The sequence below is a fragment of the Polyangium jinanense genome (assembly GCF_028435265.1).
GTDB classification, from domain to species: domain Bacteria; phylum Myxococcota_A; class Polyangia; order Polyangiales; family Polyangiaceae; genus Polyangium; species Polyangium jinanense.
This window is the reverse complement of the sequence record NZ_JAGTJK010000018.1, coordinates 106,008-129,307: the sequence shown is the minus strand read 5'-3', so window position 1 is coordinate 129,307 and position 23,300 is coordinate 106,008. Positions and strand designations below refer to the sequence as shown.

Here is a 23,300-nt window from a genome sequence, read left to right as displayed (position 1 = left end):
CGTCGCCTCGAGATCGGTCCGTCAACAGAAAATGCGCCAGCGCCCATCGAGACGCGTCATGTAGAAGTTCGAGCCCCAGCCGAGCGTGGGTTCGTCGCGGTGCTGCGCGCGCACGGCGGGCTTGCCGGAGGCGCGGCGCACGTAGGCGACGCGGCCGTCGGCGTAGCGGTCGAAGCGCAGGTCGTGCGCGTCGAAGGGCTCCATGAGCCATGGCTCGTTCATCCGCTTCAAGGCCTCGGCGCGCGAGAGGGGCTGCGGGCCGTAATAACGCTCGAACTCGCGCACCTTCAGGTCCATCGCCGTCTCGAAGCGCCCGGCGTCGCGCGTCGCGAACGCGTCGTAGAGCTCCTGCACGGCCGCGCGTTGATCGAGGGTGCCCTCGACCGGGAACTCCTCGCGCGAGCCGCGCCGATACACGGGATCGGGCAGGTCGTCGTCGATGCGGAGCACGCCGCCGCCCACGAGCGGCAGATCGATCGGCAGGCCCAGCGCAGCGACGCTTTTCGGGTAGTCCCAGGTGAAGATGGCGTGATCGATGTCCTCCGCGAGCCGCACGGAGATCTCGAAATGCGGCCCGAGATCCGGCGTGAGGGGCGAGCGCGGCGAGGGCGAGAGCTCCACCGTGATCGTGTTCTCGCCGCGGACCAGCCAGTGCGTGACGGGGCCGACCGGCGCGACGTTGTCGGGGACGATCCGGTCGTAGATCGGGATGCCGTTGATGAGGGCACGCGCGTGCGACGCCGGCCTGTGGAAGATGCGATAGAGGTAGTTCGTGTGGGCCATCGCCTTCCTCAGTTCTGCGACGACGTCGTCGATGCGAGGTTATTGGCCTGCTGCGTGTCGATCGTGATCTCGCTCGGCGCCTTCATGTCGATCCGGCCGCTCTTCAGGTGGATCTCGGTGTCGCCGACCTTCAGCGTGATCTCGGGCGCGGAGAGGGTCGTGCTCGTGGACTCGATGCGGAGCCGTTCGAGGCCCGCGAGCAAGAGCTCCTTCAGCGACACGCCGATGTAGTCGCCCGCCACGGTCGTCGTGCGCGACTCCTCGGCGCGCGACGCGTGCTTCTCGTCGGCCTTGCTGAAGACGAGGCCGCTCACGGTCTCGTTCCGGACCTTCTCCGTGTTCTCGGCCTTGTTGAGCTTGCCGATCTCGACGATCGAGCCGCCCACGACGAGCGTCGAGGTCTTGCCGGCCGTGACCGCGTTCGTGTGCCCGGACTGCTCGAAGACGTGCCCGGCGATGAGCTCCGTCATGTTCTGCTCGACCGCGACGTTGTCGTCCGCGTGCGTGTCGCGCAGGTGCGAGCCGCCGATCGAGATCGTGTGGTCCTTGTGGACCGTGTCCGTCTGCGAGGCCGAAATGGTCGCGGTACGGTTGCCGCCGATGTTCACGGTCAGGTTGCCGTCGACCTTCGACGCGCTGTCGTCCGTCACGTTGATGGTCTCGTTCGCGCCAATCCGGATCGCCTCGTTGCCCTTGACGGTCCGCTGCTCGACGTTGCCGACCTTCTCGTCTTGGTTGTTCGCGACGACGATGTTCTGATCCTTCTGCGCGTGGACGTGGATCTCCTGCGCGCCGGCCAGGTCGTCGAAGCGGATCATGTTGTAGCCCGAGGGTTTGTCCGTCGAGCGCGGCGAGGTCAGCGAGTGGAGCGAGGTGCGCATCTTGCGGATCGGCAGCTCCTCGAGGAAGGGATCCGCCGCGTTGAAGACACGTCCGAGGATGACGGGTCTGTCCGGATCCCCCTCCAGGAACTGGCAGAGCACCTCCCAGCCGATGCGCGGCATCGCCGACGATCGACCCGTGTTGTCCTGCAAAACGGGGATCCAGTGCGAGCAGGTGTCGTCCTTGGGCTGCAGCCGATCCCACGGGAAATGCACCTTCACGCGGCCCCACGCGTCCGTGTGGATGTCCGCGCCCGCGGGGCCCGTCACGAAGCCCGTGAGCGGGTTCGGCAAGGTCGGCACGTGCGTCTCGCAGAGCGGGCGATACACGACGTCCGCGGGCAGCGCCTCGAACGCGACCGAGAACGACGACGCGGTCCGATCCCACGCATGCACGACCTTCGTCAGGACGTACGCGCCGTCCGCGACCCCCGAGGGCGCGTCGAGGAGCGAGAAGATCGTGCCCGTCGCCATGCGCCCCGCCGTCGATCGACCCGCGAGGCGGCGCTTCACGCAGGCGAGCGCCGCGGCCCGGAGGTTCGCCTTGGCCTGGCCCTGCGCGGGCAGCTCGTACTCGCCCGGATAGTCGTACCACTCGGGTCCCCACGCCGTCGGGCCCTTGGCCGAGACGTCCATGTCGAGGCGCGGCCGCTCCGGGTTGAAGTCGCGCAGCGAGACCTTGCCCGCCGTCGCGCGGCCCGCCCAGCCGACCTCGAAGATCGCGTCGCGGTTCTCGTGCAGCCCCGAGTCATGGTGGAACGCGAGCGTCCCCGGGCCCTCGACATACGCGCTCGTGAAATCGCCGAGGACCATGCGGCCCTCGTCGTCGACCACGTAGAAGATCCCCTCGTCCTCGAGCAGCCGCGCCGCGAAATCGAGGTCCGACTCGCGCATCTGCACGCAGTACGGGCGCTTGACGTACGAGCCCACGAGCCGCGGTTCCACGGTCACGCCGTGCGCGCCGATCACCTCGGCCACGATCTCGGGCGCGGATTTGTCGCGGAAGATCCGGATGTCGACGCGGTGCCGCGCGGTCGCGAGGCGCGGTTCGAGCACGAGCGTCACCTTGCCCGTGCCCGCGTTGCCCTTGCGCGTCGCGGCGCGCTTGATCTGGGTCACCACGCCCTGGATCCGCCGCTCGTCGGCGGCGCGCGTCAGCGTGACCGTGGCGTCCGTGAAGATGAGCGCGTCCGGATCCAGCGCATCGGTGGGCTCGACCTGGAGCGTGATCTCGAAGCGGTACGGCCGCGAGAGCGCCTCCTCGCCCGTGATCGTCTTGACGGGGTACGTCGCGCCGCCGAGCTCGATGAAATAACGAAGCGGATCCTCGGTTGCCACGGCGTCCTCCTCAGTTGTGCTCGATGATCCCGCTGTCGGCGTCGAACGTCGCGCCCGACAGATCGAGGCTCGGGGTCGTGATCGTGATCGCTTCCGTGGTCATCGTGAGCACGCTCGATCCGCACGAAAACCGGATGCTCTCGACCGCCTCGATGTGCACGACGGGCGCGCTGCCGAGGACCGACGACGTGACCTTCCACGTCGACGTCGTGTCGGCGTTGTCGAGGTACTTCTCGTTCGAGACGCAGACGATCGAGCCGCCGACCTCCTCGTTCCACACCTTGTTCACGTCGAGGGCGCGGTCCTTCTTCGCCACCTCGATCTTCGAGCCGGCGATGACCTGCACCGAGTCCTTGCGCGCGACCTCGGAGACGTCCTCGCCCGCGATCTTCACGACGCTGCCGCCGACGACCGTCACCATGTCGCGCGAGGTCCGGTTGATGTTGTTCGGCGTGATCTCGATCAGCGACCCGCCGACGGAGAGCGTGCGATCCCCCTTCACGGACGTTCGGTGCGCGTCGCCCACGCGGATCGTCCGCGAGCCGCCCACGGTCTCCGTCTCGTTGCCCGAGACCGACTTGATGCGCAGGCCCGAGACCGTCAGCGTCTCGTTGCCGCCGATCCGGATCTGCTGATCGCGGATCACGCGCTCCTCCTGGGAGGCGTGGATCGTCAGGTCGTGGTTTGCCGCGACCGTGCGCGTGGAGTCGTTCTGGATGCTCTCCCAGCGCGAATCGAGGACGATGTAGTTCATGTCGCGCGAGGCGTTGATGAACATCTCCTCGGCGCCCATCCGGTCCTCGAAGTAGATCTCGTTCGCCGTGCCGTCCGCGGGCACCGTCGCCGTCTTCCACACGACGCGTGTCATGTTGCCGGGCAGCTTGTACTCGGGCAGGCGCTGGCCGTCGTGGATGCGCCAGATCACGCTCGGCGCGTCGACGCCGCCCTCCTCGTTGAAGGTCGCGACGTTCCAGCCCATGCGCGGAAACAGCATCGATCCAGGGGCCGCGCGCTGCGCCACGCGCATCCACGTGCCGCCCTTCTCGTTGCGCGGGCCGAGCCGATCCCAGTGCAGGATCGTCCGCACCCGCGCGAGCTCGTCCGGATGCACCTCCTGCCCGTCGGGCCCGATCACCTGCCCGAGCTGGAGCCCCGCCTGCTTCGCCTCCGGCGTCGCTCGCTCGGGCCGGAACGCGACCTCGGCCCGGATCGCCCAGAAGCGCGTGTCGCACGGCTGATGCTCGTCGCCGTCGACCTCGACGCGCGTCACGAGGTAACGCCCGTTCAGCTTGCCGACCGGGTGCCCGTCGATCTCGAGCGTGACGCCGGGGTAGGGGCGCACGCTCGTCGACAAACCCATCACGCCCGCCCGCGCGGCCACGGCCGCGTCGCGCTGATCTCGCACCCGCACCGCGAGGATCGCCTCCATCCCCGTGCCCCCGCCCGGCGCGTCGTACACCTCGTGCCGGCCCGCGCCGGCCTGCGCCTTGATCGGCACGAGCGGACGTTTGAGGTCGTACGACTTCGCCGCGAACCGACCCGTCGAAGCCGCGCTCACCGAGCCGAGCTGCGTCACGGCGTCCTGCTTCGGCTGGAGCGCGCTCTCGCGCACCCACGGCAGGAGCGCGCCGCCCGGCATCTCCGGCGCGGCCGTCGAGTTGTCCGAGAAGACGGTGATCGAGCCCGCGTCGTGATCGAACCAGTAGTAAATCCCCTCCTCCTCGAGGAGGCGGCTCACGTAGGTCCAGTCGTCCTCGCGGTACTGCGCGCGGTAGGGGTAGCGCGGGTAGCTGCGCGTGAGCGCCCAGCGGTATTTTCCGGTGTAGTCGGCGAGCACATCGTCGACCACGTCTTGCACACGGACGTCCTGCGACGCGTAGCAGTCACGCCCGAGCGACTGCCGCCACATCATCGGCCGGAGGACGAGCGTCGCCCGCCCGCGCTCGCTATCGAGCGCCCGTGCGCTCGCCTCGGCCACCACGCCCGTGACCACGCGCTCCTTGTGCGCCTGATCCCGCAGGGTCAGCGTCGCCTCCGCGCCGATCACCACGTCGACGTCGGGCAGCGGCAGCTCGACCTCGACCTCGACCTCGTACCGGAAGAGGGTCGAGAGCGCCTCCTCTCCGCGGAGCGAGAGCACGCGGCGCACCTCGATCCCCGTGACGACGACCTCGGCGAATGCAAGTTCCATCGCGCGTTCTCCTTCAGGGCGTCAGCTTCTCGGGGTTGCCACGCAGGGTGATCTTCGTCTCGCTCTCCTGCTTGAGCGGCCCGGTGATGGTCACGTTCCCGGGCGTCATCTCGATCGAGAGCGCCCCGGCGCGGAGCGCGATCGAGGCCGACGAGACGAGCTCGATCACGCGGCTCCGGAGCTCCATGCGCTCCGCCGATCGGAAGAGCGCCGAGCCGCCCACGTTCACCTTCGTCTCTTTCGCCGACACGCTCATGTCGCTCTTCGACTTGCGCAGGACGAACCCGCTCACGAACGTGCCGAGGTTCTCGGCCACCGCCTCCTTGACGCTCTCCTCCATGCCGATCGTGATCTTCGACCCGCCGGCGTACTCGAAGAGCATCTCGCCGCCCTCGTGGGCCACCGAGCCGCCCGCCATCGAGATCGACGAGCCGCCCACGATGCGCGTCAGCGTCTTCTGGATCGAGCGATCGATCGAGCCGGTCTCGTCGTTGCCCGAGCGCGTGTAGCGGGTCCCGCCCACCGTCTCGACGTCGTTCTCCATCACGGAGGTCTCGACGCCGAGCGTGACGTCGATGGTCTCCTCCCCGCCGATCGTGTGGTCCCGGTCCACGTTGACCTTGTGCACGACGTGCCGGCCCACGGTCCGCGTCTGATTGCCGCCGATGTCGATCGTCTGGTTTTTCTCGACCGTACGCGTCGAGTTGCTCTCGATGAGCACCGTCTGGTTGTTGCCGATCGTCTCGGTCCGGTCGTGCTGGACGAGGGTCTTGAAGTCCTTCTGGGCGTGCCAGTCCATGTGCATCGAGCCGGCCGAGTCCTCCAGGCGCAGCTCGTTGAACCCGGCCTTGCCCGGGTACGTCTCCGTGCGGATCGTCATCCGGTTGCGGAACGAGGGCTGGTTGTACATCGGGACCATCTGCCCGTTGATCTGCCGCGCGAGGCCCACGGGGCGCGTCGGATCGCCGTCGATGTAGCCGACGCTGATCTCCCAGCCGACACGCGCGAGCGCGATCGAGGTCGAGATCTCCTGCGTCATGCGGATCCAGCGCGAGTCCTCGTCCGTGCCCTTGGCCTCGCGATCCCAGTGGAACTGCACCTTCGCGCGGCCGTAGGCGTCCGTGTGGATCTCCTCGCCCGCGGGGCCACGCACCATCGCCGTGTGGTTGCCCTCGATCTCCGGGCGCTCCGTCCGGACCGCCGGGCGGAACGGGACGTCCGCGGGGATGGCCCGGAAGCGGTTCTCGTAGTGCGCGACGCCCGCCTCCTCGCGATACTCGTGCTCCACGTGCACGAGCAGGTAGCGGCCGCTGAAGCTCGCGCCCTCCTCGTGCGTGAACGAGAAGATGCGCGCCGGCGCGAACGAAAAGACCGTGCTCGTGCCCTCCACGAAGCGCTTTTCCGCGCAGAGCGCCTCGACGCGGAGCTTGGCCAAAACCTCGCCCGCCGCCGGATCACGATACCCGACGGGGTAATCGTACACCTCGAGGTGCGTGTCCTTCGCGCCCGTGGCCGAGGCGAGGAGTGACAGGGCCGGCGTCTTCCAGTTGTGGTCGTTGACCGTGGCCTTGCCGGATCCCACGACCGCGCCGCGCTCGAACGAGGTGACGCCGAAGTCGCCATGCGAGAGCGCGCCCGCCGAATCGATGAGCTCGAACTCCGCGCCGCCCTCGACCTCGGGCGAGGCCGAGGACGCGTCGCCGACGATCATCGTGCCGTCGGGATCGAACGTGTAATAAAAACCCTCGAACTCCAGCATCCGCGACACGAATGCGAGGTTTGTCTCGCGATACTGCACGCAGTACGGCTGCGACGCCGATTGCCGCGTGGTGCGCCACGCGTGTTTGACCGAGCCCTCGCCGAGGACCTTCGAGACGATCGGCTCGGCGGGCTGGTCGCGCCACTTGCGCGTGTTCTTGTCGAGGCCGAGGAACCAGAGCGAGGGCCGGAGCTCGAGCTCGTAGTGCAGGTGGCCGTCCTTCTCGTCGAGGAAGCGGCCCCGCGCGAGCTGCATGGAGAACCGCCGCTTCTCCTGCCCGTCCCAGAAGATCACGACCGTCGCCGGCTCTTCGAGCAGCCCCTCGACGTCGAGATCCGAGCCCACCGCGACCTCGACCCAGGCCCCGCCGAGCTCGCTCATGCCCTCGTCCACGCGCAGCCGGAGCGCCGGCCAGGAGGCGTCGCCGATGCTCAAGAAGACTTCGATCCGCAACGCTTTCTTGCTCATGGCCTACACACTCCTCGCGCGCGTCGGATCCGCGGCCCGTCCCGCCCCTACGCTCCGGCTCGGGTCGCGGATCACGTCCTCCGGGAGCGTGCCCACCCCGAGCACGTAGATCCGCTCGAGCCGCTCCCATTTTCGCGGCAGCACGATCGACGCCCGCCACGTGAGCTCCACGGCGCGGGTCTCGGTATCGATCAGAAACCCGTCGAGGTGCGTCTCGTACGCGACCTTCTTGCCGTCGATCTGGCTGCCGAACTGCACGGCGTACCGGGGCAAACGGAAGCGCCAGACGCCGTCCGGCAAGACGCCGCCCACCTCGACCGGCTCGTCGCCGAGGAGCGGCGTTCCGCTGTGCAAACCCGGGACCGACCAGGTGTGGTGCATCGGATCAAAATCGCGCGGCCGCACGGGCGCGCGGCTCTTCGACCACGCCGCGTCGTGCGTGCCGATGCGCGAGCGCCGCGGCTCCCAGTGCGCCGGGATCGGCGCGAAGGCGCCGTACGAGGCGTGACACGGGGCGCCGCCTTCCTCGATCGAAGCCGGTTCGAGCGGCGGCGCGGGCTCGCCGAGGAGGCGGGTGGGCTGGCTTGAAAAACCCATCCCGATGGGATTCGCAGGCTCGAACGCGCCCGTGATGGGGTCGAGGCCGCCGTGACACTTGTCGAAGCGGAGCGGCACGGGCTCGACGAACGGCGCGGGATCCGAGGGAGCGACGGCGCCGCGCCAGTTCTTCACGTGCACGCGCGGCCCGTGCACGACGACGACCTTGCGCAGCGTGCCGACCTGGAGCCACGCATAAACGCGCCCCTTGGTCCCGGCTGAGCGCGGCGGCGGATACGCGACGCCCACGAGGCCGACGTCGGTGCCGGGTTTCTCGTCGGCCACGAGATCCGCGGGAAAACGCACGCCCCCGCCGCCGTCCCCCTCGTCCACGCGACGCACCGGCGCGAGCGCGAGCCTCGGCGCGCCCTCGCGGCTCACCTTGTAGGCGACCTTGGCGACGACGACGGCGACGTCACGGCCGTGACGGTCCATCATCGTCTCGCCGTCTACGCTCGCCCAGCTGATGTTCTCGACGAGCGTTTCGAAATTCATTGCGGAACGGATGGTAAACGCGGAAGGCGCCGCGCCACAAGCGTTCCGGGCGTGAACGAATCAGGAATCGAACGCGAGATCGGTGCGGGTCTCGCGCTCGCGCGGCGAGATCCGCGCCGTGGCTTTGCGCGCGCGCAGGTGATCGCCGAGGTCGAGGAAGAGGTGGGCGAGGCTCGTATAGATCTGCGCGGCCTTGCGCGTGCCCGGCTCGAAGCCGCGATCGGCCTCCTCCAGCGCGCGGCACGCGTTCATGTATGCGGCGTCGCGATCACTCTTGCTCACGGCGAGTCGCGCGAGGCTGTAATGGATACGCGCCATTCGACGGTGCGGGGTCGCGCCGGTCGAGGTCATGGCCATTTCGTTGTAAAAGTTCAAAGCCCGCTCGAGCCGCTCCTGCGAACGCGGCGTCGTGCCCGAGAGGACCTCGACCCAGCCGAGATCCATGTCGATCTCGGCGCAGAGATCGGCGGGCGCCGAGCCGCGGCTCCCGAGGTCGTGGGCTTGTTCGAGCAGCTCGCGCGCCTCGGCATACGAGAGCTCGCGCGCGCGCTGGTTGCCCACGCGGGCGAGGAGCTCGGCCGCGGGGACGAACTCGATCTGGTGCTCGACGGCGGCTTTCGTGGTCTCCTGGACGTGCGGCCAGAGCTCGGTGCGCTCGCGCGCGCTCGCCTCGAGGTAGGCCATGAGCAGGAGGTCGAGCGCCTCGTGCAGGGCCGCGATGCGCTGATCGGGCGAGAGCAAGTCGCGCACGCGTGCCCGGAACGTGGGCTCGTAGGAGACGACATCGGCCTCCTCGCGCAAGAAGCCGAGCTTGAGCAGGACCGGCAGGGCCTCGCCGAGATCGCCGAGGCGCTCGCGCGGCAGGTCCGCCTCGGCGAAGAACGCGAGCACGCGGGCGAGGCGCACGGCGCGTGGATCCTTGCGGCTGGCCTTGAGGAGGGCGCGGTCGGGCGAGACCTCGACCTCGGCGTCGACGCCGGCGAGGGCGCGGAGCTTCTTCTCGATGCTCGTGAGCTCGGCGCCGTGGGCGTCGTCCGAGCCCGGCATCGGCAGCTTTTCGAGCGCCTTGCGGGCGAGCTCGGGCTTACCTTGATCGAGCACGACGCGGCCGAAGACGGCGGCGAGCTGCGCGGGCGTGGGGAGCAGGCCGGGGAACTCACGCGACCAGCGGCCCGGCAGGGCCATCGGCGAGAGGAGGCGCATGGCGCGGTCGAGATCCTCGAGGCCGCTCTCGATCTCGCCGTGGTACGCCTTGGCGACGGCGTGCGCGTGCCAGGAGAAGACGTCGCCGCCGGGCATGAGCTTGCCGAGGATGGCGCCGTGTTTCTCGGCGACCTCGCGCGAGAGGAGTCCGTCGTACGTGCCCTCGCGGCAGCGAGCGATCCAGCGGAGCGCGAGGACGAGCTGCTGGGTCGTCTCCATGCGGCTCGACTCGACCTCCTCGTCCTCCTGAGGATCGTCGAGCCAGAAGAGGGCCTGCTCGGCGTGGTTGACGAGGAGGAAGGCGGCCGCGCGGAGGATGTCGGGCTGCTCGCGCGAGGGGATGGCGATGACGCTGCGAGGCTGGCCGGCCCAGAGGAGGAGGCGACCGGCGGCTTTTTCGGGCGGGCGCGGGCGGTTCGGGTCCTCGGAGTCGGGCGGCGGGGCGTGGACGAGGTCGGCGACGGCGCGACCGAGCGCGGCCCACTCGGCGAGGGGACGGCCTTTCTTGAGGTCGGCGCGGAGGGCGGTGACGACGCCGTGCAGGTGCTTCGAGGAGCGCAGGAGGTTCGCGAGGCGCGCGTCGGCGCACTCGGGCGACCACTCGGAGGCCGGGAGGAGCCCGCAGGCGCGGCCGATGCTGCGGAAGACGTCCTCGTCGATCTCGCCGGCGACGCTCTTGGCGTGAGCGAGGCCGAGGTGCGCGGCGCCGGAGGAGGCGTCGAGGCGCAGGGCGGCGCGGTAGTGCTCGACGAGCGTGGCGGGATTCGTGCCCTCGTGCTCCTCGTGCTGGGCCGCGACGAGGTGCATGAGGACGAACGACTGCGCCATGGTCGGCGCCTTCGCGACGCGCGTGGCGGCCGGCGGGCCGAGGAGGATCTTCCACTTGCGGTTGTGCTCGTAGAAGCGGTCGATGGTGGTGACGATGCCCTCGGTGCCGCCCTCGCCCTCGTGGCGGCCCGCGATGCCGATGAGGCGCTGGCGGCTGTCGAGGAGGGGCCCGCCGGCCTCGTTTTCGTGGACGACCTGGAGGAGGCGCGGCAGGGGCGGGAGGGTGTCGGGCTGGGACTTGCGAGGCGGCGGCTCTTCGGGTTCGCCGGCGATGAGCGAGACGCTGCTCCAGTGCAGGACGACGGCGCGCTTGGCGAGGGCGTTCTCGACGCTGTCGCGGAAGCCGACGAGGGTGACTGGGGTGTCGAGGTCGAAGTCCTTGAACTCGTCGGCCGGCATGAGCCGCAGGACGTGCGGCAGCTCCTCGGCGCAACGGAGGATGGCGAGGTCGCCCTCTTCGGGCGGCAGGACCTGCACGATCTCGGCGGTGCGGACCTGCTCGCCGGCGCGGAGGAGTTTTACGTAAGGGGCGTTCTCGCAGACGCGCCCGACCGTGAGGAGGTGGTGGGGGCCGACCGCGACGGCGGTGAAGTGGCCGCCGCCGGGAGCGAAGGCGAGCCAAATCGCCGCCTCGACGGCGGGCTGCGGGGAGGGGGCCACCATGGGCGCGAGTGTACCGGAAGCGGGCCCCGGAGAGGTAGGAAGTGATGGACGGGCAGGAAGCGGGCGTGGGAGCGGGAGCGGGAGAGATCACCTTCGCGACGCTCGTCGTACGCCACGACCGCCGCCGGCAGCGCAAGCGGGTGCGTGGTCATGGAAAGAACCCACGGGGAATCCTGCAAGAGGTTCAAGAGCGGGTGGAGTTACCCGCGCGGAAGCCACCTCCAGGCCGAAAGCTCGTACTTGACCCCTCCTCGGAGACCTCCCGAAGGTCATCGGCGCGATATCGATGCCGACACGCGGACCTTCCCGAGCCTTCCGGCTGGGGGTTGATGTCGGCTTGCCGACCTCGCAGTGGTCTCCGGCTGGGGGTCGATGTCGGCTTGCCGACCTCGCAGTGGTCTCCGGCTGGGGGTTGATGTCGGCTTGCCGACCTCGCAGTGGTCTCCGGCTGGGGGTCGATGTCGGCTTGCCGACCTCGCAGTGGTCTCCGGCTGGGGGTCGATGTCGGCTTGCCGACCTCGCAGTGGTCTCCGGCTGGGGGTCGATGTCGGCTTGCCGACCTCGCAGTGGTCTCCGGCTGGGGGTCGATGTCGGCTTGCCGACCTCGCAGTGGTCTCCGGCTGGGGGTCGATGTCGGCTTGCCGACCTCGCAGTGGTCTCCGGCTGGGGGTCGATGTCAACTCAACCGCGCTCCAGCGCCGGGCGGACGAGCTCGAAACATGAGCGTTACCGGTCGAGTTGATGGGTGTTGTCATACCTGCGTTGCCATGCGCCACCGATTGACGTCCTCCGGTGCCGCGCAAGAGAGCGCGCATGCGATACCTCGCGCTCACGTGCGACTATGACGGCACGCTCGTCAAGCACGGCGCGGTCACCGACGAGACCTTCGCAGCGCTGGAGCGCCTGCGCGCGACCGGCCGGAAGGTGGTGCTCGTGACCGGACGCGTCCTCGGCGACTTGTTGGCCATTCTCCCTCGCCCCGAGCTTTTTGATCGCATCGTCGCCGAGAACGGCGCCGTCCTTTATCGTCCCATCGGGCGCGAGGAACGCGTCCTCGCGGAAGCACCGCCGCCGTGGTTCGTCGATAGGCTTCGCGAAACGGGAGTGGGTCCTCTCTCTGTGGGTCGCGCCATCGTGGCGACGCATGCCTCGCAGGATCGTGCGGTGCTCGACGTGATTCGACAGAGCGGCCTGGAGTTACGGATGGTGTATAACCAGGACGCACTGATGGTGCTCCCTGCGGAGGTCGGCAAAGGCAGCGGTCTCCGCGTCGCCTTGCAAGAGCTCGGAATGTCGCCGCACGAGGTCGTAGGCATCGGCAATGCCGAGAACGATCACGCCTTCCTCGCGCTCTGCGAGTGCTCCGCGGCCACGGCCGACGCCGTTCCATCGCTCAGGGAGCGCGCGGACCTCGTAACGAAAGGCGAAAACGGGCGGGGGGTCATCGAGCTCGTCGACGGGCTCCTCGACGACGACCTGCGCCACGTCGAGCCCCGCCTGACGCGCCGGCACGCGCTGCTCGGTACGACGGACGACGGCCAGCCGCTGCTCATCCCTCCGTACGGAGGCAACGTCCTCGTGGTGGGCCCGTCCGGCAGCGGCAAGACGACATTCGCAATGGCGCTGCTCGAACGGCTGGCGGAGCAATCGTACCAGTTCATCGCCATCGATCCCGAGGGTGACTATTCTCGATTCGAAGACGCCATCGAGCTCGGGGACATGCGTCGTCCGCCGAGCATCGACGAAATTCTGCGCGTGCTCGACAACCCCGACACGGACGTGTCGGTCAATCTCCTTGCAATCGCGCTCGGCGACAGGCCTGCGTTCCTCGAGCAGCTCTTCCCCCGGCTGCAATCGATGCGCGCGCGGACGGGTCGACCCCACTGGATCCTGATAGACGAGGCGCACCATGTCTGGCCGTCCGCTTGGGGACCCGTGTCCCTCACGTTTCCGCAGGAGGTGGGCGAGCTCGTCCTCGTCACCCTCCATGCCGACGAGATTGCCGTCCCGATCCTCGAGCGTATCGACGTCGTGATCTCGGTCGGGCCGATGCCTGAACCGGAGCTCGTGGCCTTCAGCGTGGCGATCGGAGTCCCACCGCCTCCGGTGACCGAGCCTCCGCGCCCCGGGGACGTGCTCGTATGGAATCGCGGCGCGGGTCAAAAGCCGCGCTGGGTGACGCCGGCGCCAGGGCGGGGGGAGCACCTGAGGCACCTTCGGAAGTACGCCGAGGGCAACCTTCGCGAAAAGAGCTTTTATTTCCGGGGCCCGGACGAACGGCTGAACCTTCGTGCCCGTAACCTGGCCGTATTCGTCGAGATCGCAGACGGGGTCGACGACGAGACGTGGCTCTACCACCTCGCGCAGGGCGATTACACGCGTTGGTTTGCCGAAGCGGTCAAGGACCCTGCCTTGTCAGCGACGGCCGCGGAGATCGCCGCGCGCACGGATCTCACGCCCCGGCAGAGCCGCGCGTTGATCTCCGAAGCCATCACGACCCGCTACACGCTGCCTGCCAGGCCGTAGTCGTGCAAGTCTCCCATGTTTCGTTCTCATGTTTCGTCGAGGAAGGTTTTGATCATGACCGGTCCACGGGGCGGAACGCGACAGGCACGAGGCGGCGGCAATACGATCTGCGCGGTCCGGCTCAAGCGGGCATACGAGGAACCTGAAGCGGCCGACGGGTACCGGGTGCTCGTGGACCGCCTATGGCCGCGGGGCGTGCGCAAGGATGCGCTTGCGATCGATGCCTGGATGAAGGAAATCGCGCCGAGCGCCGAGCTTCGGCGCTGGTTCGGTCACGATGAGGCCCGATGGGAGGAGTTCGCGGTGCGTTATCGCGCCGAGCTCCGCCAGCAGCCGGCTGCGAGGCTCGTGGACGAGCTCGTGGAGCGGGCAAAGCGGGGGACGGTGACGCTCGTCTTCGGGGCCAAGGACGAGCACCACAACCAGGCGGTCGTCCTCCACGGCGTGATCGCTCGGATGTTCCGCGGGACCGTCAAGGCCGCGTCGCGTTCGTCGGGGCCCGGTGTGAGGTCGACGTCGTCCGGCGCCTCCACGGCTTCGCGCAAGGCGTCGACCCGTCTCTAGCCAGTCCACGAGGGTATCCAGCCCGGCGGATCGCTTGCGGGAAACGATTGATCGGACTCTCGATCCACCCGCTCCAAGATGTCTCCGGATTCTCGCGGACCGGACGAGCTGCCGACGCTCCTCGGCTTTGTCAGCCGCTGCTGTGCCGATTCCGGCGGAGCGTCGGCCTCGAGCACGCCGGGGCCATGATCGACGAGTGCGAGAATGTGCGCCATGGGCGGGAAGCCTGCTGTCTGCGGACACCATCGCAAGCCACCTGCGTGCCTCTCTTCATGGTTCGCTTTACTCGACCGTTGAGCCTTCATTCGGACGGGTCATCCTCGGCGGACGTGGAGCTACGGTTTCAAGCTCGGGGACCGCGAGCGCGCCGCGGGGCGCTTGCGTGAAGCAGCCAAAGCCTACCGCCATCGGTGCGCGACGATCCGGCTCTGCCCTCGGCGACGGCTGTGGCAAGCGCCCGTGCGCTTCGGCTACGTAAGGCGCGTTCTCGCAGACGCGCGCGACGGTGAGGAGGTGGTGGGGGCCGATCGCGACGGCGGTGAAATGGCCGCCGCCGGGAGCGAAGGCGAGCCAAATCGCCGCTTCGACGGCGGGCTACGGGGAGGGGGCCACCATGGGCGCGAGTGTACCGGAAGCGGGCGCCGGAGAGGTAGGAAGTGGTGGACGGGCAGGAAGCTTCCGTGGGAGCGGGAGCGGGCCGGATCACCTCCGCGGCGCGACGAACCTCCGCGCGGTCAGTCGGTCGGGAGCAACGCCAAGAGGTCGTCGATGCCGGCGAGGATCGTCCGGGCGCCGAGTTCTCCGGCGACCCGCTCTCCGACGCCGTCGGGGTCGCTGTCGACGCCGAGGATGTCTTGCCCCGCTCCCGGGTCACGCCCGACGCCGAGGTAGCCCTCGACGATCAGGTCGGCTCCGAGGAAGACCTGCACGGGACGAGACGCGTGAAAGGGCGAGGGCTTCGTGAGGTCGTGCTGCCAGAGGCGCCTGCGAAGCTCCCAGCGAAGGCGGAGGGGATGAACCGCCACGTTCTTTCCATGGCTGGCCTGGCCGGCCAGCGGCGTGATGAGCGCGTCGGCGCGGGCATCGCCTTCGGCCCGCTCGAGACTGCCGTCCTCGTGCACCCGTAGCCAGAGCCCCGGCCGTTTCTGCAGTCGCAAGAGGAGCGGGCTGCCCTGACGAGAGCGCGTGGCGATGTGCGACGCCGCCACGCTCGGTTCGAGCAAGGAATCGCCGAGGTCGTAGAGGAAAAGGTCGCCGTTCGAAGCACCGACCGCGAGGAGGCGGTCGTCCGGAGACAAACGCTGGCAGGAAAGGGTCGCCGCTGGCACCTCGCAGGGCAGCATCCCGAGCGCTCGCCCGCTGCGAAGCGAATGAAACATCACGGAAGCTTTGCCGACGCTCGCGACCCAGCGCTTGCTCCGGGCCATCGTCAGCAGCGGTTTGTCGCCATAGGGATATCCCAGGATTTCCGTGTCCCAGCAATGCACGTCGGAATCGAGGTCCCACTTGTAGAGGCGCGGCCGGACCGGATCGTCATCACGGTTGAGCGATGATTTCACGGCCACGGCGCATCGCTCGGGAGAGAGCACGAAGCCTTCCCCGAGGGCCACGTCTCGGTCTTCCTTGAACCGCGCGATCTCCGCGCCCGTCCGCGTGTCGAAGCCCACGAGATCCCACTCGAAGAAGCACCACAGCTCCTCGCCATCCCGGGCGAGCGACAAACTGCATTCGGGCTCGAAGGAGGGAATGTCCCGGAGGAGCGGCTTCGGGTCCTCGCCGGGGCGCCACGACCAGACGACGGTGTTGTCGTCGCCGAAGCCCGCCCAGTACACCCCGCCGCCCGGAGACACGCAAAGCGCCCGGGGATGGCGCATCATCTGGCGCGCGCGCGCGAGCTCCTCGCCGCTTTCAAGCGCGTATACACGAACGACCCGATCGTCGAACGTGGCGGCCAGCCGGTCCCCGGTCGGGAACAGGCAAGCCTGGTTGACGCCCTTCGCGATCTCGAGCTTCGATATGGTCCGCGCGGAATCGACGTCCCACACGCGAACCGTGGGGTCCTTCGACGCCGCCGAGACGAGCCGCGACGCGTCTCGGGTGAAGTCCGCGGCGAGGATGGGCGTGGAATGGCCGGTGAGCTTCGTGCCCGGTCTGTGAAGGTACTTCTTCATCGAAATCGCGTGGGATTGGGTGCGCACCCGCCTCTCGCGTCAAGCCCAAACCGCGGATCCGGCCCGCCGCGCTGCCCGCGCTGCTCAATCCCAGACGAGCGGCAGGCTCGTGACCGCCAGGTTGAAGCCACCCGTGAACCGCGGCGGCGCCTGGGGGTCGAGCCGGAACGGCGGAACGCGCTTCAACCACTCCTGGTAGAACACCTTCATCTCCAGGCGGGCCAGATTCAGACCGACGCACCGGTGCGGGCCCGTGTTGAACGTCATGTGTTGCTCGGTCCGGCCCATGATGAACTGCTCGGGGTTCGGGAACGCCGCGTCGTCGTAGTTGGCCGCCGGCAGGAGCAACAAGAGCGCGTCGCCTTGCTTGAGGTTCACGCCGTGACAAACCACGTCACGCGTCACCCGCCGGGGCGTGCACGCGACGCCATAGAGACGCAAGAGCTCCTCGATGGCTCCCGGCAGGAGGCTCGGGTCGGCCCGGAGCTTCGCCTGCAATTCCTGATCACGCGCCAGGTGCCGGACGCCGAAGCTCAGGGCATTCACCACGGTGTCGAGCCCCCCGAGGAACAGGGTGATGCTGTAGCCCAACATCTCCGGGAACGTGGGGTTGCGGCCCTGGATGTTCGCGTCGAGCAGCCGGCTGATCAGGTCATCCTCGCGTTTCTCCTGCCGGGCCTTGATGGACTCCGCCAGGATCCCCGCAATTTGTTTGAAGATCCCCTCGCGGGTCGCGTGATCCACCGCGGCGGACGTGGCCTGCGTGGCGAGCTCACGGAACTCGGCGAGGCGGTTGGTCGGCATGCCGGCCAGCTTCATGAACAGCGTGACGGGCAGCGGCTCGGCGATGTCCGAGAGGAAATCGCAGCGTCCCGCGTCGAGCACCTTGTCGATGAGCTCGTTCGTCATGGTCCGAATCGCCGTCTCGAGCCCGGCGACGGATTTGGCCGCCAGCGGCTGGTTGAGCGGTGCGCGGTACGCCGTGTGCTGCGGCGGATCCACCGCAATGGGCAGCATCATGAAGGCCGGCTTCGGCGCCTCGTGTTCGCCTCCATGTGCCTCCGAGGCACCGAAGAGGGCGTTGCTATAGACCTCCGGGTTCATCGTGATGTCCACGATGGCCTGCTTCCGGGTCACGAACCAATGCCCCCCATTGTGGGGAGAGAAAAAGATGGGCGGGGCCTCGAGGATGAGGGAGCGCATCCGGGCGTGCGGATCCTCGAGCATCCGCGGATCTTTGGTGCTGTCGTATTCGTAGACCAGCTCCGGGGGGACGTGCGCGGGAATCGTGTCCAATTTCTGTCCGCTGAACGGGGGCATGTTCGAACCTCTTTCGGGGGTTGGAGAAAAAAGGAGGCGGCCTACCAGGTTCTCAATCGCTCGTCTGCGAGACGGGCAGACGGACCACGAGACCATCGAGCGCGGGCGTCACCTTGAGCTGACAGGTCAGACGGCTATTGGGCCGGACGTGATAGGCGCACGCGATCATTCCCTCTTCCGCCGCATCGGGCGGGGGGACCTCCTTCAGCCAGGCCTCGTCGACGTAGCCGTGGCAGGTCGCGCAGCTGGCGAAACCTCCGCACTCGGCGACGATTCCGGGCACGAGGTTGTCCATCGCCGCCTGCATGACGGATTGTCCCTCCTCTGCCTCGACCTCGTACTCCTTCCCATCCGCCTCGATGAATTTGATCTTCGGCATCATGTCCTCCTGGATTTGGGTGATGGATTGTCTTCAAGCGGCGAGGCTCGCGAGCGGGACGGCCGCGTCGCCCAGGCGGGTGACTTCCACCTGCGCCCGGCTCGAAACCAGCCGTTTCGCGGCCATGAAATCCGCGGGGCGGCCGATGACGTCCGCGGCGATGACGCGTTTGTCCTTGAGATAAAACGCCGAGAATTCCTTGCCCCCGGCGGAGCCTCGCGTGATGCATTGCTCGTAGCCGGCGGAGAGCCCCACCATCTGCAGCTTCAAGCCGTACTGGTCCGACCAGAACCAGGGAATGGCGGCATAAGGCTCCCGCTTGCCCATCAGGGTGGCGGCCGCGACGCGTGCGTGCTCGATGGCATTGGGCACGGACTCGAGCCGGATACGTCCGCCCATGTAGGCGCTGGGCTGATTCGCGCAATCCCCGATGGCGAGGATGGCCGGATCGGCCGAACATGCGTATTCGTCGACGACAATGCCGTCGTCGACGGCCAGGCCTGCCCCGGAGGCGAGCTCCGTGTTCGGGACGAGGCCGATTCCCACCAGCACGAGATCCGCATCGAGCCGCTCGGGCACGCCGTGACGAGCGACGTGGACGCCGCGCACCTTTTGCCGCGCCTCGTCGAGCTCGAGGCCCCGCGCCTCGCAGGAGAGCCGGAACTCCACGCCTCGCTCGTGGTGAAGCTCTTCGATGAACGTGGACACCTCCGGACCCGTCACGCGGGAAAGCAGGCGCGGCGCCGCCTCCAGCACCGTCACCTGCAACCCGAGCTGCACGGCCACAGCCGCGACCTCGAGCCCGATGTAGCCGCCGCCGATGATGAGGAGCCGGTTGCCCGCGACGAACTTCGCGCGCATCGTCTCGATATCGGAGATCGATCGCACCGAGAACAGGTTCTCGAGCTCTGCCGTCTCCATTCCGGGAAGGCTCAAGCGACGCGCCCGGCCGCCCGTGGCCAGAACGAGTTTGTCATAGCCGAGCCGGCTCCCATCCTGCAGGGAGAGCTCCCGCGCGGAGCGATCGATGGCCTCGACGCGCGTGCCGAGCCTGAGCTCGATGTCGAAGCGTTCATAGGTCGAAAGCGGTTTCAGGTAGAGGTCGCTCAGCGCCACCTTTCCCTGCAAAAATCCTTTCGAGAGCGGGGGGCGCTGGTAGGGCGGATGCGGCTCGTCTCCCAGCAGGACGATACGCCCTTGATGGCCCTGCTTTCGTAATCCAGCCGCAAGCTCGCCACCGGCCTGGCCGGCTCCCACGATGACGATGCGCTCTTCCATGACCGCGACGCTCCTCTCTCCGTGCGCCCGGGATTCCGGGGATTCCGCTCGATGCTCCGATCACCTTCGAATGCAGCCGCTCAGAGGCTCCCCGCGAGCGTGCGCAGGTGACCACGCATGCGCTGTTTGGCTTGCTCTTCGACCTGCCGAACGCGCTCCTTGCTCACGCCGAACGCCGCCCCGAGCTCCGCCAATGTCGCGGGTTCGTCCGACATGATGCGGCGTTCGAGCACCTGCTGCTCCCGGGGCGAGAGCTCCGAAAGCGCGGACTTCACGGCGCGCGTGATCTGCGCGCGCTCGTCGGCCCGACAAACCTCCGCCTCGGGCGAGAGCGCGCTGTCCGCAGGACCGTCGCTCTGGGCCCCGGTGTCGATCGGCGCGTCGGGCCCCGCGAGGAGCGGGATCAATTCGTGGGCGCGCTGCTCGGACAAACCCGTCCTCGCGGCGAGCGTCGCCGCATCCCTCACGAATGCCCGGCGGAAGAAGCGCACCGCGCGCCGCTCCGCCTTCGACGTGCCCAGGCGCACGATCCGGTAGTTCCGCGTCACGTAATCGCGGATCTCCGCGCGGATCCAGTAATTCGCGAACGTCGCGAGCCGATATCCGCGCGTCGGATCGAAGCGCTGGGCCGCCTGGAGCAGGCCGATGTTGCCCTGCTGCACGAGGTCCTCGAACGGCGCGCCCCACTGCCGATATTCGCGGGCGATCGTCATCACGTACGACAGGCACGCCTCGATGAGCAGCCGCCCGGCCTCACGATCGCCCGCTTTCCAGCGGATCGCGAGCTCCCGCTCGACCTCCGCGGAGAGGATTCGCCGCCTCGCGATCTCCGCGCGGTACATCGACAACGCGTCGGGTTGTGCGTTCAATGCCCTGCCTCCACCTTGACCCCTTGCTGCGGTTTTCCGAGCAGCATCACCAGGGGCAAAAACAGCACGATGAGCATGCCCGCGAGCCAGAACGTGTCCGCGAACGACATGATCGAGCCCTGCTGCGCCACCGTCCCGGAGAGCAGCGAAAGTGCGCGCTGCTTGGCCTCCGCCGCCGACGCGCCTTTGGCCATCATCGCGCCCGTCAGCATGTTGACCCGCTCGATCGTCACGGGATCGTTCGACACGAGCTTTTCCGCGACCACGGCCATGTGAAACGCCTGCCGCCGGGTCAGCATCATCGAGAGCAGCGCGACGCCGACGCTGCCCCCGAGCATGCGCGTCAAATTGAAGAACCCCGTCGCCGAGGCGACGTCCTTGCGGGGAATGGGGCCGAGCGAGGCCATCGAAAGCGGCAAGAACATGAACACGGTGCCCAGGGAGCGCACGATGAGCGGCCAGAAGAGATCGTCGCCGCTCGTCATCGGGTTCATCGTGGAGAACATCACGAGCGAGCTCGCCAGGATGAGCGCCCCGATCACCAGCATGAGCCGCGGATCCATCTTGCGCGCGAGCCTCCCCGCGAATTGCATCATCACCGCCGTGGCCAGCGCGCCGGGCAGCATCATGAGGCCCGTCTGTTGCGACGTGTAACGCAGGATCGATTGCGCGAAGATCGGCACGGCGAAGAGCCCGCCGTACAGGGCCATGCCCACGACCACCGAGAGGATGCTGCCTGCCCATAACGAGCGGTACCGGAGCACGCGCAGGTCCACGACGGGCTCGTCCGAGGCGAGCGCGCGACGCACGAAGAGCACGAGCGACACGATCGACGTGACGCACAGGACGACGATCATCGGATCATCGAACCAGTCGTGGGAGTTTCCCTCCTCGAGGAACGTCTGCAGGCAACCGAGCCCGAGGGCCAGCATGGCAATGGAGGCCCAGTCGATGCTCTTCGGAGGCGTTTGATGCGGCTCGTCGGGCGGGAGCGCCGAGAGGCAGAGGATCACGGCGAGCACGCCGAGCGGCAGGTTGATGAAGAAGATCCACCGCCAGCCGATGTTCGTCACGATGTACCCGCCCAGCGTGGGGCCGATCGCGGGGCCCGCGATGACGATGGCCCCGAAGAACGATTGCGCCGTGGCCTGCTCCTCCTTGGGGAACGTCTCGAAGAGGATCGACTGCGCCTTGGCCATGAGGCCGCCGCCCGTGATCCCCTGCAAAACACGAGCGATGACCAGCATCGGCAGGCTCGTCGCGAGCCCGCACATGATCGAGGCGATCGTGAAGCCCACGAGCGAGAAGAGGAAATAATTTTTCTTGCCAAACCTGTGCCCGAGCCACGCGGCGAGGGGCAGGATGATGACGTTCGCGACGGCGTAACTCGACACGATCCAGCTCGCCTGGCTGAGCGACGCGCCGAGCGAGGTCTGCATGTCGGCGAGCCCGACGTTGACGATGCTCGTGTCGATCACCTCGAGCAGCGCGCCAATGGCCACCGCGATGGCCACGGCCCACTTGTTGTTCTTGGGCGCGGCGGCGGTGAGCGCGGGCGTTGCAACAGCGAGCTGGGCCACGACGAACCTCCTATCCGCGGGTATCGATGGACAGCTCGACGCTCATGCCCGGCCGGAGCACGAGGCCCTGCGGCACGTCACGCAATTTCACGCGTACCGGCACGCGCTGCACCACTTTCGTGTAGTTGCCGCTCGCGTTGTCCGGCGGCAGCAGCGTGAAGCGCGAGCCGGTCGCGCCGGACAAACTCTCGAGCTCGCCGTGCAATGTGACGCCGGGCAGAGCGTCGACCACCATTCGCGCCGGCTGGCCCGCGTGCATCTTCGCGACCTGGGTCTCCTTGAAGTTCGCCGTGACCCAAAGGAGCGGCGTCACGAGCTGCACGATGGCCTGCCCCGCCGCGACCTGTTGCCCCACGGCAATCGTCTTCTTCGAGGCCACGCCGTCCGCGGGGGCCACGATGCGCGTGTACGAAAGCTCGAGCTTCGCGAGATCACGCGTCGCCTTGGCGATGGCCACCTGCGCGCGCGCCGTCTTGGCCCGCGCATGCGCTTGCGCCACGAGCGCGTCGACGTTGCTCGATTGCTTCAGTTTTGCCGAGGCTTCCGTCGTGCGGCTCTGCGCCACGGCGATGTTTGCCCGCAGCGTCGCGAGCCGCGCCTTCGCCGCCTCCAGGTTCGCCTGCGCCACGGCGAAGCTCGTCTCCTCCTTTTCGAACGAGGCTTGCGGAAGCGCGCCCTGCTCGAGCAGCTTGCGGTTGCGGTTGAGATCGGCCTCGGCTTGCTTGAAGGCCGTCTCCGCGGACTTGACCGACGCCTCGGCCTCCTTGCGCTGATCGGCCGCCGACACCACGCCGCCCTGCGCCGTCTGCAGCGACGCCTCCGCGACGGACTTGTTGCCGAGGGCGTTGATCTCGGCCACGCGCGCGTCGGCTTCGGCCGCCTCGGCCGCCGCCTCGGCGGCTTCCACGTTTGCCTCGGCTTGCGCGAGCTTCGCCTTGGCGCTCTCGTCGTCGAGCACGGCCAGCGTATCGCCGGCCTTGACCGCTTGGTTCTCGGTGAAGAGCACCTGCGCGATCGTCCCGCCCGTGCGCGCCGGGACCGCGATCACCTCGCCGTCCACCTGCGCGTTGTCCGTGCTCTCCAGGGTGCGGTGCGTCCACCCGTACCCCCCTCCGCCGAGGACGGCGACGAACAGCAGGACGAACAGGAGCGCGCGCCCTTTGCTCTTCGGCTTTGCGGAGGCGCCCGCAGCAGCGCTTCCCTGCACGGCAGGGGCTTGGGGAACGACGTCGGAAGGGGATGTCGCGGTGCTCATGCGTGACCCTCAAGGCAACTTGTTGTTGCCATAGTACCCATCTGTGAGTGCATGGCAACAACAAGTTGCCTTTGTGGCGGAACAGCGCGAAAGTTCTGGAGGAACCGTTCGGTAGACTCAGCCCATGCGTCACGACAGCACCCCCCCGCCCG

The 23,300-nt window shown here is 68.2% G+C and carries 15 protein-coding genes; 2 read left to right on the top strand and 13 right to left on the bottom strand.

The genetic code is table 11. From position 1 onward, the window contains the following. Positions 1 to 21: 21 nt before the first annotated feature. Genes KEG38_RS28470 through KEG38_RS28445 form a run of 6 tightly spaced genes read right to left on the bottom strand, consistent with a single transcriptional unit; the run spans position 22 to position 11,206 of the window. Positions 22 to 783: a hypothetical protein gene (locus tag KEG38_RS28470; RefSeq protein WP_272418698.1), complete on the bottom strand. Its 762-nt coding sequence runs from the start codon at positions 781 to 783 to the stop codon at positions 22 to 24. Between the two features lie 8 nt (positions 784 to 791). Beyond that, positions 792 to 3,002 (bottom strand): type VI secretion system Vgr family protein, encoded by a 2,211-nt coding sequence (locus KEG38_RS28465; protein ID WP_272418699.1) that lies wholly within the window; start codon positions 3,000 to 3,002, stop codon positions 792 to 794. Between the two features lie 10 nt (positions 3,003 to 3,012). Beyond that, the gene (locus KEG38_RS28460; protein WP_272418700.1) at positions 3,013 to 5,193 is read right to left on the bottom strand and encodes a type VI secretion system Vgr family protein; all 2,181 of its coding nucleotides are present in this window, start codon (positions 5,191 to 5,193) and stop codon (positions 3,013 to 3,015) included. A gap of 13 nt (positions 5,194 to 5,206) precedes the next feature. Continuing rightward, on the bottom strand, positions 5,207 to 7,420 hold the full coding sequence (locus KEG38_RS28455; RefSeq protein WP_272418701.1) for a type VI secretion system Vgr family protein: 2,214 nt from the start codon (positions 7,418 to 7,420) through the stop codon (positions 5,207 to 5,209). A gap of 3 nt (positions 7,421 to 7,423) precedes the next feature. Then, the gene (locus tag KEG38_RS28450; protein ID WP_272418702.1) at positions 7,424 to 8,512 is read right to left on the bottom strand and encodes a DUF2169 domain-containing protein; all 1,089 of its coding nucleotides are present in this window, start codon (positions 8,510 to 8,512) and stop codon (positions 7,424 to 7,426) included. 60 nt (positions 8,513 to 8,572) lie between these two features. Continuing rightward, positions 8,573 to 11,206, bottom strand: coding sequence for a hypothetical protein (locus tag KEG38_RS28445; protein WP_272418703.1), 2,634 nt, complete (start codon positions 11,204 to 11,206; stop codon positions 8,573 to 8,575). Between the two features lie 813 nt (positions 11,207 to 12,019). Between KEG38_RS28445 and KEG38_RS28440 the strand changes: the two genes are divergently transcribed. Next, entirely contained in the window at positions 12,020 to 13,732 is a 1,713-nt protein-coding gene (locus KEG38_RS28440) for an HAD hydrolase family protein (RefSeq protein ID WP_272418704.1), read from the top strand. 54 nt (positions 13,733 to 13,786) lie between these two features. Beyond that, positions 13,787 to 14,296: a DUF488 domain-containing protein gene (locus KEG38_RS28435; protein WP_272418705.1), complete on the top strand. Its 510-nt coding sequence runs from the start codon at positions 13,787 to 13,789 to the stop codon at positions 14,294 to 14,296. 734 nt (positions 14,297 to 15,030) lie between these two features. On the opposite strand, the gene KEG38_RS28430 is transcribed toward KEG38_RS28435, so the two are convergent. The 7 genes from KEG38_RS28430 to KEG38_RS28400 all read right to left on the bottom strand — a co-directional run bounded on the left by KEG38_RS28430 (position 15,031) and on the right by KEG38_RS28400 (position 23,148). Beyond that, positions 15,031 to 16,467, bottom strand: a complete 1,437-nt coding sequence (locus KEG38_RS28430; RefSeq protein ID WP_272418706.1) for a WD40 repeat domain-containing protein — start codon at positions 16,465 to 16,467, stop codon at positions 15,031 to 15,033. Between the two features lie 84 nt (positions 16,468 to 16,551). Then, complete coding sequence (locus KEG38_RS28425; protein WP_272418707.1) at positions 16,552 to 17,787, bottom strand: cytochrome P450; 1,236 nt, start codon at positions 17,785 to 17,787, stop codon at positions 16,552 to 16,554. A gap of 52 nt (positions 17,788 to 17,839) precedes the next feature. Beyond that, a complete protein-coding gene (locus tag KEG38_RS28420) occupies positions 17,840 to 18,166 on the bottom strand; it encodes a 2Fe-2S iron-sulfur cluster-binding protein (protein WP_272418708.1) in 327 nt (108 codons plus the stop codon). A 33-nt stretch (positions 18,167 to 18,199) separates the two neighbouring features. After that, positions 18,200 to 19,444, bottom strand: a complete 1,245-nt coding sequence (locus KEG38_RS28415; protein WP_272418709.1) for an NAD(P)/FAD-dependent oxidoreductase — start codon at positions 19,442 to 19,444, stop codon at positions 18,200 to 18,202. 80 nt (positions 19,445 to 19,524) lie between these two features. After that, entirely contained in the window at positions 19,525 to 20,313 is a 789-nt protein-coding gene (locus KEG38_RS28410) for a sigma-70 family RNA polymerase sigma factor (protein ID WP_272418710.1), read from the bottom strand. Then, a complete protein-coding gene (locus KEG38_RS28405) occupies positions 20,310 to 21,893 on the bottom strand; it encodes a DHA2 family efflux MFS transporter permease subunit (protein WP_272418711.1) in 1,584 nt (527 codons plus the stop codon). The genes KEG38_RS28410 and KEG38_RS28405 overlap by 4 nt, the downstream gene beginning before the upstream one ends. Before the next feature lie 10 nt (positions 21,894 to 21,903). Beyond that, complete coding sequence (locus KEG38_RS28400) at positions 21,904 to 23,148, bottom strand: HlyD family secretion protein (protein ID WP_272418712.1); 1,245 nt, start codon at positions 23,146 to 23,148, stop codon at positions 21,904 to 21,906. Between the last annotated feature and the right edge of the window lie 152 nt (positions 23,149 to 23,300).

What these genes read in the sequence shown, in the direction of transcription:
- KEG38_RS28470 (WP_272418698.1), bottom strand. Translation starts at nt 783, where the DNA reads ATGGCCCACACGAACTACCTCTATCGCATCTTCCACAGGCCGGCGTCG.
- KEG38_RS28460 (WP_272418700.1), bottom strand. Translation starts at nt 5,193, where the DNA reads ATGGAACTTGCATTCGCCGAGGTCGTCGTCACGGGGATCGAGGTGCGC.
- KEG38_RS28455 (WP_272418701.1), bottom strand. Translation starts at nt 7,420, where the DNA reads ATGAGCAAGAAAGCGTTGCGGATCGAAGTCTTCTTGAGCATCGGCGAC.
- KEG38_RS28450 (WP_272418702.1), bottom strand. Translation starts at nt 8,512, where the DNA reads ATGAATTTCGAAACGCTCGTCGAGAACATCAGCTGGGCGAGCGTAGAC.
- KEG38_RS28445 (WP_272418703.1), bottom strand. Translation starts at nt 11,206, where the DNA reads ATGGTGGCCCCCTCCCCGCAGCCCGCCGTCGAGGCGGCGATTTGGCTC.
- KEG38_RS28440 (WP_272418704.1), top strand. Translation starts at nt 12,020, where the DNA reads ATGCGATACCTCGCGCTCACGTGCGACTATGACGGCACGCTCGTCAAG.
- KEG38_RS28435 (WP_272418705.1), top strand. Translation starts at nt 13,787, where the DNA reads ATGACCGGTCCACGGGGCGGAACGCGACAGGCACGAGGCGGCGGCAAT.
- KEG38_RS28430 (WP_272418706.1), bottom strand. Translation starts at nt 16,467, where the DNA reads ATGAAGAAGTACCTTCACAGACCGGGCACGAAGCTCACCGGCCATTCC.
- KEG38_RS28425 (WP_272418707.1), bottom strand. Translation starts at nt 17,787, where the DNA reads ATGCCCCCGTTCAGCGGACAGAAATTGGACACGATTCCCGCGCACGTC.
- KEG38_RS28420 (WP_272418708.1), bottom strand. Translation starts at nt 18,166, where the DNA reads ATGCCGAAGATCAAATTCATCGAGGCGGATGGGAAGGAGTACGAGGTC.
- KEG38_RS28415 (WP_272418709.1), bottom strand. Translation starts at nt 19,444, where the DNA reads ATGGAAGAGCGCATCGTCATCGTGGGAGCCGGCCAGGCCGGTGGCGAG.
- KEG38_RS28400 (WP_272418712.1), bottom strand. Translation starts at nt 23,148, where the DNA reads ATGAGCACCGCGACATCCCCTTCCGACGTCGTTCCCCAAGCCCCTGCC.